At 32.8% G+C, this 16,825-nt stretch carries 11 protein-coding genes and 1 tRNA gene; 6 read left to right on the plus strand and 6 right to left on the minus strand.

The genetic code is table 11. The features are described 5' to 3' along the window. Positions 1–25: 25 nt before the first annotated feature. Positions 26–703, minus strand: a complete 678-nt coding sequence (gene folE, locus H0I32_RS12060; RefSeq protein WP_173587923.1) for a GTP cyclohydrolase I FolE — start codon at positions 701–703, stop codon at positions 26–28. 190 nt (positions 704–893) lie between these two features. On the opposite strand from folE, the gene H0I32_RS12065 reads away from it, so the two are divergent. After that, positions 894–1,355, plus strand: a complete 462-nt coding sequence (locus H0I32_RS12065) for a hypothetical protein (protein WP_179313699.1) — start codon at positions 894–896, stop codon at positions 1,353–1,355. Between the two features lie 24 nt (positions 1,356–1,379). Then, the gene (locus tag H0I32_RS12070; protein WP_179313873.1) at positions 1,380–7,427 is read left to right on the plus strand and encodes a T9SS type B sorting domain-containing protein; all 6,048 of its coding nucleotides are present in this window, start codon (positions 1,380–1,382) and stop codon (positions 7,425–7,427) included. Between the two features lie 370 nt (positions 7,428–7,797). Here H0I32_RS12070 and H0I32_RS12075 read toward each other — a convergent pair whose 3' ends face one another. Continuing rightward, positions 7,798–9,312, minus strand: coding sequence for an OmpP1/FadL family transporter (locus tag H0I32_RS12075; protein ID WP_179313700.1), 1,515 nt, complete (start codon positions 9,310–9,312; stop codon positions 7,798–7,800). Positions 9,313–9,345: 33 nt separating this feature from the next. Next, a complete protein-coding gene (locus tag H0I32_RS12080; protein ID WP_179313701.1) occupies positions 9,346–10,389 on the minus strand; it encodes a hypothetical protein in 1,044 nt (347 codons plus the stop codon). 101 nt (positions 10,390–10,490) lie between these two features. Here H0I32_RS12080 and proS point away from each other — a divergent pair, with 101 nt between their 5' ends. From proS to era, 4 genes are all read left to right on the plus strand, one after another. Continuing rightward, the gene (gene proS / locus H0I32_RS12085; protein WP_179313702.1) at positions 10,491–11,969 is read left to right on the plus strand and encodes a proline--tRNA ligase; all 1,479 of its coding nucleotides are present in this window, start codon (positions 10,491–10,493) and stop codon (positions 11,967–11,969) included. 109 nt (positions 11,970–12,078) lie between these two features. Continuing rightward, positions 12,079–12,150, plus strand: a tRNA-Glu gene (locus H0I32_RS12090). 25 nt (positions 12,151–12,175) lie between these two features. Next, positions 12,176–12,427 carry a 30S ribosomal protein S20 gene (gene rpsT / locus H0I32_RS12095; protein WP_173587929.1) on the plus strand — a complete coding sequence of 84 codons (252 nt, stop codon included), beginning with the start codon at positions 12,176–12,178 and terminating at the stop codon, positions 12,425–12,427. A gap of 165 nt (positions 12,428–12,592) precedes the next feature. Then, on the plus strand, positions 12,593–13,474 hold the full coding sequence (gene era / locus H0I32_RS12100) for a GTPase Era (protein WP_173587930.1): 882 nt from the start codon (positions 12,593–12,595) through the stop codon (positions 13,472–13,474). Here era and H0I32_RS12105 read toward each other — a convergent pair. From H0I32_RS12105 to H0I32_RS12115, 3 genes are read right to left on the minus strand one after another with little or no spacing between them, the layout of a single operon-like run. Continuing rightward, positions 13,465–13,965 (minus strand): GTP-binding protein, encoded by a 501-nt coding sequence (locus tag H0I32_RS12105; protein WP_173587931.1) that lies wholly within the window; start codon positions 13,963–13,965, stop codon positions 13,465–13,467. The genes era and H0I32_RS12105 overlap by 10 nt on opposite strands. A gap of 24 nt (positions 13,966–13,989) precedes the next feature. Then, on the minus strand, positions 13,990–15,873 hold the full coding sequence (locus H0I32_RS12110; protein WP_173587932.1) for an OmpA family protein: 1,884 nt from the start codon (positions 15,871–15,873) through the stop codon (positions 13,990–13,992). 10 nt (positions 15,874–15,883) lie between these two features. Next, on the minus strand, positions 15,884–16,822 hold the full coding sequence (locus H0I32_RS12115) for a type IX secretion system membrane protein PorP/SprF (protein ID WP_179313703.1): 939 nt from the start codon (positions 16,820–16,822) through the stop codon (positions 15,884–15,886). Positions 16,823–16,825: the final 3 nt, after the last annotated feature.

Genomic DNA, 16,825 nt, shown 5'->3' on the forward strand with positions numbered 1-16,825 from the left:
ATAAATAAGTTTAATATTTTTTAGATTAAAACTTTGTTTCTAATTTAATATAGTCTAGAAGTTCTCTTCTTGTTTCTTTTTCACTGAATTTACCACCAAATTCAGAAGTTACAGTACTACTTTCAATATCTCTAATACCACGAGAATTAACACATAAATGTTTTGCATCAATAATGCAGGCAACATCATCTGTTCCTAAAACCTTTTGAAGTTCTTTTACGATTTGAATGGTTAAACGTTCTTGTACTTGTGGTCTTTTAGAATAATAATCAACTATTCTATTCATTTTAGACAAACCTACAACGGTGCCATTAGAAATGTAAGCAATATGTGCGCGCCCAACTATTGGTAGTAGGTGGTGTTCGCATGTTGAATATACGGTGATGTTTTTTTCAACTAACATCTCACCATATTTATATTTATTATCAAATGTTGAAGCACTTGGCTTTTTATTAGGGTCTAATCCACTAAAAATTTCATTGACAAACATTTTAGCAACTCTATTAGGGGTGCCTTTTAAACTATCGTCTGTTAGGTCTAAACCTAAGGTTTCTAATATATGTTTAACATCTGTTTTAATACTTTCTATTTTTTCTTGATCAGAAAGTTTAAAAGCATCAGCTCTTAAAGGGGTGTCGCTAGATGTTCCTATATGGTCATCTCCTATAGGATCTATATCGTTAAAATCACTTTCGATTTTCATTATAAAATTATTAGTTATCGGTTTAAAAAAACGAGAAGCAAAGATAAACAATAAAAACACTTAGTATAAGGTAGGGGTTTTATAATTATAACTGTTATATCTATAAAAGCGTTAAAGTGCCAATATCCTTGATGAATTAACACTCTTTTCTTTATATATTTATTAATTTGCCAGATTAAATTACAAAAAAATGAAGTTAAAATCCCTCTTAGTATTACCAGTTCTATTTTTATGTCTTTTGAGTTTTAGTCAAAACCAAACACATGCAAAAATTAATTATCCCAATAATGTAGATACTCCTCTGACAAAGAAGGAGAAAAGTATGATTGAAGAAGTATATCAACTTCAAGCTCAAGAAATGGTTTATGATAATGAATCGTTTTTAAAAGATATAAAACATCTTTTGAGAAATAGAATTTTGATATATGAAGATGTTGATCCAAAAACTCAGAAAAAAGGAAAACTACTTTCTAATGTACCACTTTTTAAGACTTACAATAAGAATTTTAAGCGTGATACTAAGTTTAATGTTGAAAATTTTAATCCTTTAAAGTATCAGTTAGATTTCTTTGCTAATGGTACTTACGTCTATCAAATTGATAACACCAATTATTTTATACAGGTGACATCTCAATACAGAAAATTTAAATAAAATACGAACTGATAAATCAGTATGATGAAAAAATATATACTTCTACTAGTACTTTTTATAACGACTAATTTAGTAGTGTCTCAAGACATAATTATGGACAACGGTACATTTAGCCAATGTAGCGGAATGTTTTATGACTCAGGAACCCAATATGTTGGTTATGGTTCAAATGAGAATTATCTAGCAACAATTTGTGCAGATGTCGAAGGTAGTGCTATTCAATTAGATTTTTCATTTTTCTTTATTGGTTCAGATGGAGATGAAATGAAAATCTATGATGGAGATGATATTACTGCACCTTTAATTGGTACCTATGTAGGGGGGGGCTCTCCCGGGATTGTTTCTGCATCTGATACAAATACATCGGGGTGTTTAACTGTAGAATTTATTTCGAATGCTTCTGGTACTAACCCGGGTTGGGAAGCTAGTGTTAATTGTTTTACACCTTGTCAAACAATAACCGCTTCTATTGATAATGTAACTCCTGTACCTGATGCGTCAGGAGTTGTTGAAGTGGATCCAGGAGATTTAGTCACTTTTGAAGGTAGTGCTATATTTTCTGATGATGGTACTGGTGCTACTTATACATGGGATTTTGGTAACGGTGATACTTTAGATGGTTTAGTTGTTAATTATGCATATCCAACACCAGGAACATATACGGTGACATTAACGGTTACAGATACTAATATTATTGGGTGTTCAGATTCTGATAGTTCTATTCAGGTTTTTGTGTTAGATAACGATGCCTGTGTAGGTGCGTTGCCTATTTGTGGAGATTTACTTAATATTCCGTCCCCTGTTGGTGCGGGTACAGCTCAAGCAGGTATTGATTATGGTTGTTTGGGTTCTCAGCCTAGACCTAGATGGTATTTTATGCAAACAGGTGATATTGCAGGAGATTTAAGTTTTACACTAACTCAAAATTCAGGTCAAAATGGAACAGGGACAGGTAATGATGTCGATTTTATTTTATGGGGTCCATTTGATCAACCAGAATGTGGACCTTCTAGTTTAAATGCATCAACTCAAGTTGATTGTAGTTTCTCAGCAAGTGCTACTGAAGATATTTTTATTTCAGATGCACCAGCTAATTCTTATTACGTATTATTAGTAACAAATTATAGTCAGTCCGCAGGTTATATTAATTTAGTTTCTAATGATCTTCCAGGTTCTAATGCAACTACAAATTGTGATATTATTTGTAAAGTAGATCTAGGAGAAGATCAAGAATTATGTAGTGGTGGAGATTATACTATTATTTCAGATAACACAGGTGCTTTTAATACTTTTGAATGGCAAAAAGATGGTGTTCCAATTACGGGCGAAACGACTTCTTCGTTAACTGTTACAGAATCGGGGACCTACACTTTATTAGCTGAAGGTTTGGATGCTGTATATGGAGATCCATGTTCAGCTCAAGATGAAATTGTGATTTCTATAGGAGAAACATTTGTTCTAAATGATATTTCAGTTTCAGAATGTAGCGGTACTGCTACTTCTGCTATTTTTAATTTAGATAATGAAATTGTAAATATATTAAGCCCTTTATCTGTAGATGATTATGTAGTTTCTTTTCATGAGGATTTAACTAGTGCAGAAGATAATTCGTCTCCTATTAGTGATTCGGATTCTTATACGGGTACAGAAGGTCAAATTATCTATGTTAGAGCTGAGATAGCGGGTGTTGCAGCATGTTTCTCAACGAGTACTATAACATTAGCTATATCTGAAGCTCCAATTATCAATCCAGTATCAGATATGTCAATCTGCGATGATGATTCTAATGATGGTTTATCAACTTTTGAATTAAGCGATCAAACAGCTACAATTTTAGGATCACAACTTGCGGCAGATTTTGAAGTGACTTATTATTTAACAGCAGAAGATGCAGATTTAGGAAACAACGCTTTACCGTTAACTTATACTAATACTGCAAATCCACAGCCTATTTACGTAAGAGTAACTAGTATTGCTGATACTGACTGCTATGCTACATCAGTTATACCTTTATTTAATCTAATAGTCAACACAAGAGCATTGGCAACTGCTCCAATTGACCTAGACATGTGTGATGATCTTAGTGGAGATGGTGTTGCTACTTTTAACTTAAGTAACCAAGAAACAACAATCTTAGGCGGACAAGATGCTTCTGTTTTTAATGTTAGTTTTCATGCTAGTCAAGATGATGCAGAAAATAATGTAGGAATTTTACCAACAAGTTATGAAAATACAAGTTCACCAAATCAACAAACAATTTATGTTCGTGTAGAAGATCCATTATATCCAAGTTGTTATGCAACGACATCTTTTGATTTAATAGTAAATTCATTACCCGTAATCACTGATCCATCAGCATTAGAAGTTTGTGACGATGGTACACCAGATGGCCTTACTGAAATGGATTTAACTTTGAAGAATTCAGAAATTACAGGTGATAATCCAGATTATATAATTACTTATCATGAGTTAATAACAGAAGCAGAATTAGGTACTAATCCATTACCACTGCTGTATACAAATACAAGTAACGGACAATTTATTTTTGCACGCGTAGAAGATGCCAATACAGGGTGCTATGTTACTACAAGGTTAGAGTTAGTTGTACAACAAGCTCCTATTGCGTATACACCACAACCTCTTATTTATTGTGATCCAGACAACGATGGATTAGGAATATTTATACTTAGTGATTTAGATACTGAAATTACCGGAGGTGCTTCAGGATTAGATGTTACTTATCATGAAACGCAGATCAATGCAGATGATGGAGTAAATGCTATAGACACATCTGTAGATTACGAAAATATTGTTCAAGATGCTCAAACATTATATGCACGTATAGAAAGCTCAACAATAACTACAGCTTGTGCTACGATTGTTGTAGTAGAATTAATAGTCGAAGAAACGCCACAATTAATAGCACCAAGTGCATTAGAAGTTTGTGATGATGTTTCAGCAGATGGTTATGCTATTTTTGATTTATCAACGAAGTCACAAGAGGTATTAAACGGTCAAAATGAGACGCAATACATTCTTAGTTATTATGTAAGTGAAGCGGATGCAGAATCAGCAAGTAATCCAATAACTAACTATTCAGCCTATACAAATACTGATGCTTTTAATCAAATCATTTGGATTCGAGCAGAGGATAATACAACTGCAGGAGGTTGTTATAAAACAATAAGTTTAGAACTTATCGTTAACCCATTGCCTGTATTAAATACGCCGGCACCATTAGAACTTTGTGATGTAAACAATCCAGGGGATGAGCAAGAAGCTTTTACTTTAGAAGATGCTGATAATGAGATCTTAAATGGTCAAACAGGTCTCACTCTAACGTATTACGAAACGCTATTAGATGCAGAAAGTGCAACTAATGCTATAGCGAGTCCTTATGTAAATACGGGGAATGATCAAATTATTTTTGTAAGAGCCGAAAATGATACAACCGGCTGTTATAATACTGTGACGGTAACCCTGCATATAGATCCGGTGCCTTCACCAGAACCAAATCCAACAGCAATAGAAGTTTGTGACGATAATAATGATGGCTTTGCCGAATTTGATTTAACTCAACGTACTACAGAGATCACTAATAGTGAATCTGATGTTGAAATTACTTATCACGAATCAGAGGCAGATGCTGAAACAGGAGATAATGCTATTACGGGATTATATACTAATACGGTAGCTAACAATCAAATGATCTATGTACGTTCAGAAAATACATTAACAGGTTGTTATAGTCTTACCGAAAACACGTTGGAACTTATTGTTGTGGCTTCTCCAGAAGTACCAACAGCAATAGCTCCATATGTATTATGTGATACAGATGCTAATGGGTTTACACAATTTGATTTAACGACGAAAGATGCAGAAATTATAGGGGCACAAGATGTTTCAGCTATTTCACTTACGTATCACATCAATGAAGCCGAAGCAGAAACAGGAGCAAATCCAATCATTAATATTAATAGTTTTACAAATACTGTAAATCCTCAAACTATTTATGTGCGTTTATTTAATGCATCATTAGGTTGTGAAGATACTGGTGAATTTCAATTAGAAGTTAATTTACCTCCTGTAGCAATCCAGCCCACACAGTTAAGTTTATGTGATGATTTAGGAGAAACACCAGGTGATGAGTTTACAGTTTTTGATTTAACCGTAAAAGATGATGAAATTACAGGAGGTAACGGAAGTTTGTCTGTAGCGTATTATGAAACTAATGCCGATGCACAGTCTCAAATCAATGTTATTGAAGATCCAACACAGTATACTAATACATCTGTAGATGGATTAAATGCGAATCCGCAAACGCTTTATGTGGTAGTTACGGATACAAATACGGGTTGTGTAGATTATGTAACACTGACCATACGTGTATTACCAAATCCAACGCCAACACCAAGTGAAGATATTCCAAACATCGAGTTATGTGATGATGTAAATACAGGAGATGGCGTAGAGATTTTTGATTTAACAGAAAATGAAGTTTTAATCCTAAACGGAGAAGCAGGCGTAACGGCAAGTTATTATGAAACTCAAGAAGATGCGAATGCTGACTCTAATGTGATACCAGATCCAACACAGTACACTAATATAGATACCCCAGAACAAGAAATCTATGTAAGAATAACAAGAAACAGTACAGGATGTTATTCGTTAGTCGATTTTACTATTGTAGTACATCCTTTACCAACAGTAGTTCCTGTTACAGATTTTATACAATGTGAATTGTTTACTGATGGAATAGATAGTTTTGATTTAACAACAAAAGATGAAGAAGTACTAGACGGTCAAGACGCAACACAATTCATAGTAAGTTATCACGAAAGTTTAGCTGATGCTGAAGCAGGAATGAATGGCTTAGTGAGTTCATATAGTAATACAAGTAACCCACAAGAAATCTTTGTTACAATCACAAATAACGTAACAGGTTGTTCAATAAGTACACAGAGTTTTTATATTGAAGTTCATGAGGCGGCACAAGCCAATCCGGATACTAATCCAATATTATATGAAATATGTGACGATGAAATTGATGGAGATTATACCAATGGTAGTGCTCAATTCGATTTAACTACAATGGATGCAGATATCTTAGATCTTCAAGACCCTTTAAATTATATCGTAACTTATTATGGAACTCAAGAAGATGCTGATTTAAAAGAGAATCCATTACCAACCTTGTATGAAAACACGGTAAATCCGCAAGTAATTTATGCAAGAGTAGATAATGATACTCCAGATGCAACCACAGGTAACGACACATCAATTTGTTATGCTGTAGCTGAATTAACATTAGAGGTTAATCCATTACCAGATCTAGATTTAGATGATAGTTATATCCTTTGTATCAATACTAATGACACAGAAGTATTAGAGCCTTTAGTTATAGATACTTATTTATCTGCAGTAGATTATACTTTTGTATGGTATTTTAATGCTGTGGAAATGGTAGGGGAAACAGGACCAAGTATTGTTCCATTAGAAGAAGGAACATATAGCGTTGATGTAACAGATGTCACTACATCATCAGTGACTAGTTGTGTTATTAGTGATAGTACAGAGGTTATAGAAAGTGAGCCACCAAGTATAACAATAGAACTTTTAACACAAGCTTTTGCAGATAATCACGTTTTAGAAGCAACAGCAATAGGAATCGGAGTCTATGAGTTCAGTTTAGATGACGGTCCATGGCAAGACTCAGGAATCTTTAGCAATGTATCATCAGGAGATCATGAGATCACTGCAAGAGATAGAAACGGATGTGGACTAAGATCAACATCAAAATTTGTACTTGATTATCCATTGTTCTTCACGCCAAATGGAGATGGAAATAATGAAACTTGGAACATTGAAGGTATTGGTGATAGTGCTGAGATCTATATCTATGATAGATATGGTAAGTTGTTACAACAGGTAAGTCCAGATGGTGATGGCTGGGACGGCACGTATAACGGTAAACTGATGCCAACAGATGGATACTGGTTTACAGTAGAGTACGATGAGCCAAGCACAGGAGAGCGCAAAGAATTTAAAGCTCATTTTTCTTTGAAACGATAAGTAGAATAGAATAAATATATAAAGCCTGAACATTTAATTATGTTCAGGCTTTATTTTGTTCTCTAGTCTGGTAAAGTTTAAAATTACACGGTTCTTTTATAGATAAGTTTTCAGGTTAATACATATATGTGTAAAAGGTTTAGAAGATAGAATAGGGGAGTTTGTAGTTGGTGAAGCATGAAGATTTAAAGAGTATGGAAAGTCAGCTAATTATATAGTCAAACTTATTGATGTTACATGTGATTGAAAATTACCTTTAGTAGTGGTGGATGCATAACAAGGTTTTATTCTTCTTAAGAAAATGTAGCGAAGTAAAAAGCCCTGAATATTGTAATATTCAGGGCTTTTTTATGATTTTTAGATTTGGTTTTTATAACCTAAACCCTAATGTTAAAATAAAATCGGAATACTTAGATTCAATTTGAGCAGCATCTGTTAAGCCTGTAGAATAGAATTGATAATTGTAATCACGTTCAGATTGGCTAAAAGCAAGGTCTAAATTAAGATTACCAAAATCATATCCTAAACCTAAAGAGTATCCTTTTAGATCACCATAAAAACCATCGTCTTTATATGGGCTTTCTTCAATACGGTATCCTCCTCTGAAACTAACTTGTTTATAACGGTATTCTCCACCTAGTCTATAAGATGCAGCAGTGTCTAATGTGTTACTTATAGTATTGTTTATACTAGAGAAAACAACATCTGATGTTGGTTTAAATTTAGTATTACTATAATCTTTTAAACTGTAATCAAAACTTAATAAACCTGTTTTGCCAAAAACGTAAGCTAAACTACCTGTAATCTTACTTGGGGTTTGTAATTTATATTCTTCATAAATATTAATAATGTTAGGGTTTACAACTTGATTTATGTCAGAACCACCTTCTGATCTCGTTGTTGCTAAATATTGAGAAGTTTCGTCTGAAATACGATACCAAGTTGGAGAGTTATAAGATAAGCCTACTCTTAATTGTTCTGTTATTTTAGCAATTCCACCAAGTTGAAATGAAAAACCGCTCCCTGTGGTTGATAAATTGTTTTCGAAATTTACTTGACTAATAGAAGAACCTGAATTAGATTCATTTAAAAATGTAGTACGGTCATAATTTATAAAATGACTATTAAGGTTCAATCCTAAATAGATTTTATCGTTATAGCTAGTTGCGATATTAAAAGCTAATTTCCCATTATAACCTCTACTAGCATATGCGTAGCGTTGGTTGTAATCACCTCCATTTATATTAGAGACATAGCTTGTATTTTCGTCTGTATCATCTATAGGGTTAATAATATAACCTTCATACCCTAAAAATGCTTGTTGATTTCTCTGACCGTAGAAAGATCCTATTTCAGAATATGCTTGGGAGTATGATTCACCTGGAAAAGCAGAAATTTCATCTAGCCTCAATCCTTGTGCATTATTTAAAAAATAATCACCTATAGTTTGGTTAGGGTTTGTTCCACTAACCACCCAGTCATTATCATAGTCTGCAGATCGATCATAAGTAAAACTTAAAGAGAATTTTTTCCAACCAGAATTAGGATTTGTGTTTTTAAAGATAAAAGCGGCACCTAATTGATTTAAATCAATATTAGAATTAGATGATGAATTGCTTCCATCAAAATAGCCAATATTTTCCTTAGAGTTAAATAAACCTAATGATACAGAAGCTTGACTGTTATTAAATACAGCAGAACTCGCTGGGTTAATATTTATACTAGACATGTCTCCTCCAAGCGCACCAAAAGCACCACCCATGGCTCTAAAACGTGCTGTACCTTGAATTTCGTCCATTGAATATCTAACAGCATCTGTGATATCTTGAGCTATAATATAGGACGTGCTTATTAAGCCTATACCTAGCATAAGTAACTTTTTCATAATTAGTTTTTTATAATTTAGAACTTAATAATTTTATCCTCTACTACGTCTGCTACTGCTAGATGAGCTACTACCACTACTAGATCTAGAACTACTAGAACTCGATCTAGTCGTTGTTCCTGATGATCTAGAGCTGCTTGAGCTTGATCTTCTAGTTGTTCCTGATGATCTTGTGCTTCTTGTAGGGGTTGTTGATCTTGTAGTTGTAGATCTTGTTGACCTTGTTGTCGTTGTAGGTCTCGTTACTCTACTAGATCTTGTAGTTGTTCTTCTTGTTGTAGGATAGTTACCAGATCTAGCTCTTGTATTTGAATTATTTCTAGTTGTACTTGACGAATTTGATAGTCTTCTTGTAGAATAGTTGTTTCTAGTTGATATTGCAGAGTTACTTCTACGACTTAAGGTGTTGTTGTTACTGTAACTACGACTTAAACGTTCGTTATAAAGTACAGATCCTCTTCTAGAGTTGTTGTAAGCATATCTACTATTTCTATAATAATTATTATTCCATCCATAATTACTGTAACCATAACCATTGTGCCAAGGAGAATTGTAACCGTAACCGTAATATGCACCGTATGCCCAAGGTCTGTTCCAACTGTATCCATAATTGTTATATCCCCATGGTCTATTCCAACCATAGTAACCATAACTAAACCCCGTATTCCACATCCAAGGATCGTTATAGCCGTACCAACCATTATCTACATAATTAATTGTTATTTCATTAGTGTTTTGTCCCCAACCACCATAAGCAACTTGATTTTCAGTATAATCTGCTGCTTGTTCAGTATACTCACCTTCGTAAGAATCAATATCTGTAAAAATTTCAGATTCTTCTTGTATGGCATCTACTTCTGCTGAGTTTTCAGCGAAATAGTTTTTATAATAATTTGAGTTGTTTGTAGAGGTTGTAACTACGAGTTCTTCAACAACTACTTCTTGTTCTTCTGTGCTGTAAATCCCATCATTATCATAGCCTACATATTGAAACGAACCACAAGAAGTTAACGCGGTAATGAAACCGAGAGCAACAAAAAATGGCAATTTTTGGGTAATTATAGTTTTAAATTGCATATCTCTTTTATTTTATTGTTGAACATAGCAAAAATAGTTAGTTTTGCTGTATTATTTAATACATTTAACATAAGCGCAATATTTGTGCCAAAACACGGAAAATGAGTAAAAATCTTACGAGTAGAGCTGAAGATTATTCAAAATGGTATAACGAATTAGTTGTAAAAGCTGATTTAGCAGAGAATTCAGCTGTTAGAGGTTGTATGGTTATAAAACCTTATGGTTATGCTATATGGGAAAAGATGCAAGCAGAATTAGATAGAATGTTTAAAGAGACAGGACATGAAAATGCTTATTTTCCATTATTTGTACCAAAGAGTTTATTTGAAGCAGAAGAAAAGAATGCAGAAGGTTTTGCTAAAGAATGTGCTGTTGTAACACATTATAGATTACAGAACGATCCAGATAACCCAGGGAAATTAAGAGTAGATCCTGAAGCTAAGCTAGAAGAAGAGTTAGTGGTTAGACCTACAAGTGAAGCTATTATTTGGAACACTTATAAAGGTTGGATACAAAGTTATAGAGATTTGCCAATTTTAATTAATCAATGGGCAAATGTAGTACGTTGGGAAATGCGAACACGTTTGTTTTTACGTACAGCAGAATTTTTATGGCAAGAAGGTCATACAGCTCATGCAACAAAAGCAGAAGCGCTAGTAGAAGCAGAGCAGATGAATGATGTTTATGCAGAGTTTGCTCAAAACTTTATGGCAATTCCTGTTATACAAGGCGTGAAAACAGAAAGTGAACGTTTTGCAGGAGCAATTGATACCTATTGTATTGAAGCTTTAATGCAAGATGGAAAAGCACTTCAGGCAGGGACTTCACATTTCTTAGGTCAAAATTTTGCAAAAGCCTTTGATGTTAAGTATACAAATAACGAAGGAAAGCAAGATTATGTATGGGCAACATCATGGGGAGTGTCTACACGATTAATGGGAGCCTTAATAATGACGCATAGTGATGATAAAGGTTTAGTATTACCTCCAAACTTAGCGCCATCTCAAGTTGTTATTGTTCCTATATTTAAGACGGATGAACAATTCGAATTAATTTCAGAGAAAGCTCAAACTATTATTAAAGAATTAAAAGCTTTAGGCGTAAGCTGTAAGTTTGATAAAAGAACGACACACAGACCAGGGGCTAAATTTGCTCAACATGAATTGCAAGGTGTACCGTTACGTATTGCAATTGGCCCAAAAGATTTAGAAAATAATACTGTTGAATTAGCTCGACGTGATACTTTAACGAAAGAGGTCGTTCAAATAGATGGTATTGCTTCAACTATAAAAGATCTTTTAACGGTAATTCAAGATGCGTTATATGCGAAGGCTTTAAATTATAGAGATGAACATATCACTAAAGTTGATGATTTTGAAACTTTCAAAAAAGTTTTAGAAAATAAAACAGGATTTATTTCAGCGCATTGGGATGGTACTGCAGAGACCGAGCAAAAGATCAAAGAACTAACAAAAGCAACGATTAGATGCATTCCTATGGACAATGTTAAGGAAGATGGGGTATGTGTGTTTAGTGGTAAACCATCACAAGAAAGGGTGCTTTTTGCAAAGGCTTATTAAATTATTTTAAAAAAAAATGAAATAATTGTTGCAGAAGTAAAAAAGAGTTGTATATTTGCACCCGCAATGGAAACGTTGCTGGTTCATTAAAATATTAAAACAACAAAATGGCCCGTTCGTCTATCGGCTAGGACGCATGGTTTTCATCCATGTAAGAGGGGTTCGACTCCCCTACGGGCTACAATTTTAATAAGAAAGAGATAACAATGGCAAATCATAAGTCAGCTTTAAAAAGAATAAGAAGAAACGAAAAAAGACGTGTTCTTAACAAGTATCAACATAAAACAACTCGTAATGCTATAAAAAAATTACGTGAAATTACAGATGCTAAGGAAGCTCAAACAATGTTACCTTCTGTGATTAGTATGTTAGATAAATTAGCTAAGAATAAAGTTATTCATTCTAACAAAGCTGGGAATTTAAAATCTCAGTTAACTAAACATGTTGCAGCAATATAATTATTGTTTCTTTCAACGATATTAAAAAGTCTTTCCTTTTGGAAAGACTTTTTTGTTTTTAAGATATGTTTGAGTTTATATAATTACTATCTTACTACATCATAAAAATTTAAAAAAGTTAGTCATACTTATAAGTACTACCTTTATACCTTAAAATAGATTAAAATGCATAAAGCAGGTTTTGTAAATATTATAGGAAATCCTAATGTTGGGAAGTCTACATTGATGAATGCTTTTATTGGTGAAAAATTATCAATAATTACATCTAAGGCGCAAACAACTAGACATAGAATTTTAGGAATTGTTAATGGCGAAGATTTTCAGGTCATTTTAAGTGATACGCCTGGTATTATTAAGCCCGCTTATGAATTACAGGCTTCTATGATGGACTTTGTAAAGTCTGCCTTTGATGATGCTGATGTTTTAATTTATATGGTTGAAATAGGCGAGAAAGAGTTGAAAGATGAAGCCTTTTTTAATAAAATTACCAATTCTAAAATTCCTGTTTTATTATTATTAAACAAGATTGATAATTCTAATCAAGAGCAATTAGAAGAACAAGCGCAATTATGGCAACAAAAAGTACCTAATGCAGAGTTTTTTCCAATATCAGCTTTAGAAGGCTTTAATGTTCAGAATGTATTTGATAGAATTATAGAGTTATTACCTATGTCTCCTGCATTTTATCCAAAAGATCAATTAACAGATAAGCCAGAGCGTTTTTTTGTAAATGAGGCGATAAGAGAAAAAATATTATTGCATTACAAAAAAGAAATTCCGTACGCAGTTGAAGTCGATACAGAAGAGTTTTTTGAAGAGGATGAGATCATTAGAATGCGTTCTGTTATTATGGTTGAACGTGAGACCCAAAAGGGGATTATTATTGGTCATAAAGGATCTGCTTTAAAACGTGTTGGTATTGAAGCACGTAAAGATTTAGAGAAATTCTTTGGGAAACAAGTACACTTAGAATTGTATGTTAAGGTCAATAAGAACTGGAGAAGTAATCAGTCGCAATTAAAACGTTTTGGTTATAATCAACGATAAGGTTTAAGTATTTTATGCATAAAGCTATTTAATAGCTGCATTTCTGGCTTTCCTTTTGCGCGACCTATTCTTCCTGCAAAATATAGTAAGCACCAAATAAGGATCATAAATAGTGACAGGGATAATTGTAATGCAAAAGAGTTTCCTAGGTTCGCATTTGTGTAAGCCCAAATGCCAAATCCAAAAAATAAGGCAGCTACAATAAAATGAAAAAACATAAACATGGTCCAAACAGTAGGGTTTGGACCAAATAAGCCACTTACAATAGCTCTATCTTCACTAGCTTCATTAATTTCTAGATGTAACTGCGGTGACCAAAAATGTTGGTTTTTTTTAAGAAACCTTATAAATACATGGTTATCTACTCTAGAAACTATAAATTCTGTTTGATTTTTTTTATTCTCTTCAAAACTTTCTAATATAGAATTGTTATTTGCCGGAATTTCCAGTTTAAAACGTGGTCTTAGAACGATTTCATTAGAGATTGTCATATTTTTTTTGAAATAAAAATTCTTTTAACGTAAAATTAGAAATTCACAACGTCTGTTAATAGAGTGTTCTGTTTCTGTACAGTTATCGCCACAAGGAACTAAGGGGCGGGTTTTTCCGTATCCTTTAGATCTTAAACGTGATCTTTTTATTCCATTTTCTACTAAATATTCTAATGTAGCAAGTGCTCTTTTTTCAGAGAGTTCTAAATTAAATAGCTCACTTGATCTAGAATCTGTGTGTGCACCAAGTTGAATTTCCATTCTTGGGTACTTTACTAATAATTCCACTAATACATCAAGAGTTTTTGCTGCTTGAGGTTTAATATCCCATTGACCAAAATCGAAATAAATATTTTCTAATTCAATATAAGTATTACCATTACCATCATCAATTACAATTTCTTCAGCATCTTTATAAGCTCTAATTTTTAATTGAATATTAAATTGAATATTACCTTTGTCATTAGTATCAAAATATTCAATATGAGGAATGTATTTAGGTTGGTATCCTTCTATAGAATAGCTTTGATTAGGTCTTATTAAGAATTTATATTTACCATATTTATCAACGATTTCTTCTCCAATTTTATGTCCTTTTTTGTCATATAAAACAACGATGGTATTTGGTAGTATTTGACCTGTTACGATATCTGTAACTAAGCCCTCTAAATAATAGTGTCTTTCTTTCTCTAAGCGCTTAAAAGTGTAAATATTGTCTAGACCAGCTCTGTTTGACGAAATGAAACCTGTATTTAATGAATCAATAAGTACAAAGGAAAAGTCATCTTTTTCACTATTTATAGTTTCTCCTAAATTTAAAGCTTCTAAAAATTTATTGTTTTTAAAACTACTTGCAAAAATATCTAAACCACCAAATCCGTGCTTACCATTAGAAGAGTAATATAGGGTAGTGTCTTTTGCGATATAAGGAAATTGTTCTCTTCTTACAGAATTAATTGAGCTTCCTAAATTAATGGCTTGACCAAATGATCCGTCTGAGAATAAGTCGACATAAAAAATATCAAATTCCCCAAGTGTTCCAGGCATATCACTTGAAAAATATAATTTATCTTCCTTCTTATTAAGGGTAGGGTGCATGGTTGAATAAGTATCACTAGAGAAAGAGACAGGTTTTATATTTGTCCATTGACCTTCAATTAATTGGGCGCTAAATATACTTACGACAGAAATTTTTGTAGAGTCTAAACTAATTCGTTTTTTTAAATTTCTAGAGAAATACATTGTTTTGCCGTCTTTTGTAAATACAGCATTACTTTCGTGTTGTTTTTCTTTATTAATCTCTTTACTTAAGGGTTGAATACTATCTAAGTCTATTTCACCTTCTTCAGAGAGTTTAGTTTCGTATAAATCTAAGTAAGGTTTGCCGTTCCAATGATAGTTTGGGTATTTAATGTTTTTTGTTGAGGCAAAAACAATCTTATCTGCATTTAGTGCTATGCCAAAATTAGACCCTCCAACATCTTCTGTAAGATTTTTTAATTCGTAATTATAAGGAACTATTTTTTCTAATAAAGCTTTAAAATTTGGGGTATTTATTTTGTCGTCTAAGTATAATGTAGATATCTCATCGGCTTGTTTGTAATTTTTTGTTCCTTTTAAAACTTCATAATATTTAAAATAGAAAGACTCTGTTAGATTTTTGTTTGTTTTTGTATTATAAATCTTTTTATACGTTTTATAGGCTTTTTCATAATCCGTATTATAATAATAGCAATCACCTAATTTTTCTAAATTTTCTAACGTTTTAGGAAGCGTTGTGAAGATTTCAGCTGCTTCTAAGTAAGCTTTATTTTTGTATAAAATATCAGCTCTTCTTTGTGATTGAGAAAAACAGAGCGTACTGATCATTAAAAGGACTAATATGATATAAAATTTATGTGTTTTCATCTGTTTTTGATTAGAAAAATCTTGGAGATTTATCATAGCCTTTACCGAACTTTTCTATGTTAAATAATAAAAAGACTTCGTGAGAGCCAGAATTAAATTCTCCTAAGTTAGTGAGTGTGTAATCGTATGCATAACCAATTCTAATTGCGGATGATATTGAGAAATTAATCATTCCAGTAACTGAATCGTCGTAGCGATAACCTGCACCAAATTCTAGTTTATCATACATCAATATGTTTGCTGTAAGATCTACTGATATAGGTGCGCTATTAACATACTTTGTCATAAAAGCAGGTTTAAATTTTAAATTTTCATTTAAATTGAAAACGTAACCTCCTGTGAAAAATAAGTGTACATTTTCTGAAGCTTCAGAGACAACACCACTTTCATCTTTAAGGTGTTTTGATTGTAGTAAATTTGGTGCAGATAATCCTACATAATATTTTTCAGAAAAATAATATAGACCAGCACCAATATTAGGGAAGGTTCTATTTATATTTTCAGAAAAAGCGGGATCTTCATTAACTTGATCAGAATAAGTAAAACCATCAAAATTTGTACTAAAAAATGTTGCTCCTGCTTTTATTCCAAAAGACAATTTTGAATTTAGACCAATAGGAAGCACATAAGCAACATCAGCATACGCACTAGTTTGTTTTACAACATCACCAATTTCATCATGTACAATAGAAATACCTCCTTCTAATTGATCAGTAAGTTTTGTATGACCAAAAAATGTTCCAGTTGTAGGGCCACCAACAGAGCCAACCCATTGTGATCTGTAAAGTATGCCTAAATTTATGTTAGTATCATCATCAAGAGCGTACGCAGGATTCACTACACTCATATTATACATATATTGTGTAAATTGCGGATCTTGTTGTGCATGCAATGAGAAGCTTAATAATGAGATTATTATCGCAATACTATATGTTATTTTATTTGTCATTTA

This window comes from Winogradskyella sp. HaHa_3_26 (assembly GCF_019278425.1).
GTDB lineage: Bacteria > Bacteroidota > Bacteroidia > Flavobacteriales > Flavobacteriaceae > Winogradskyella > Winogradskyella undariae.

Excerpts from the sequence above, each read along its gene's own strand:
- H0I32_RS12070 (WP_179313873.1), top strand. The coding sequence starts at position 1,380 with ATGAAAAAATATATACTTCTACTAGTACTTTTTATAACGACTAATTTA.
- proS (WP_179313702.1), top strand. The coding sequence starts at position 10,491 with ATGAGTAAAAATCTTACGAGTAGAGCTGAAGATTATTCAAAATGGTAT.
- H0I32_RS12110 (WP_173587932.1), bottom strand. The coding sequence starts at position 15,873 with ATGAAAACACATAAATTTTATATCATATTAGTCCTTTTAATGATCAGT.
- H0I32_RS12115 (WP_179313703.1), bottom strand. The coding sequence starts at position 16,822 with ATGACAAATAAAATAACATATAGTATTGCGATAATAATCTCATTATTA.
- rpsT (WP_173587929.1), top strand. The coding sequence starts at position 12,176 with ATGGCAAATCATAAGTCAGCTTTAAAAAGAATAAGAAGAAACGAAAAA.
- H0I32_RS12080 (WP_179313701.1), bottom strand. The coding sequence starts at position 10,389 with ATGCAATTTAAAACTATAATTACCCAAAAATTGCCATTTTTTGTTGCT.
- era (WP_173587930.1), top strand. The coding sequence starts at position 12,593 with ATGCATAAAGCAGGTTTTGTAAATATTATAGGAAATCCTAATGTTGGG.
- folE (WP_173587923.1), bottom strand. The coding sequence starts at position 703 with ATGAAAATCGAAAGTGATTTTAACGATATAGATCCTATAGGAGATGAC.
- H0I32_RS12105 (WP_173587931.1), bottom strand. The coding sequence starts at position 13,965 with ATGACAATCTCTAATGAAATCGTTCTAAGACCACGTTTTAAACTGGAA.
- H0I32_RS12075 (WP_179313700.1), bottom strand. The coding sequence starts at position 9,312 with ATGAAAAAGTTACTTATGCTAGGTATAGGCTTAATAAGCACGTCCTAT.
- H0I32_RS12065 (WP_179313699.1), top strand. The coding sequence starts at position 894 with ATGAAGTTAAAATCCCTCTTAGTATTACCAGTTCTATTTTTATGTCTT.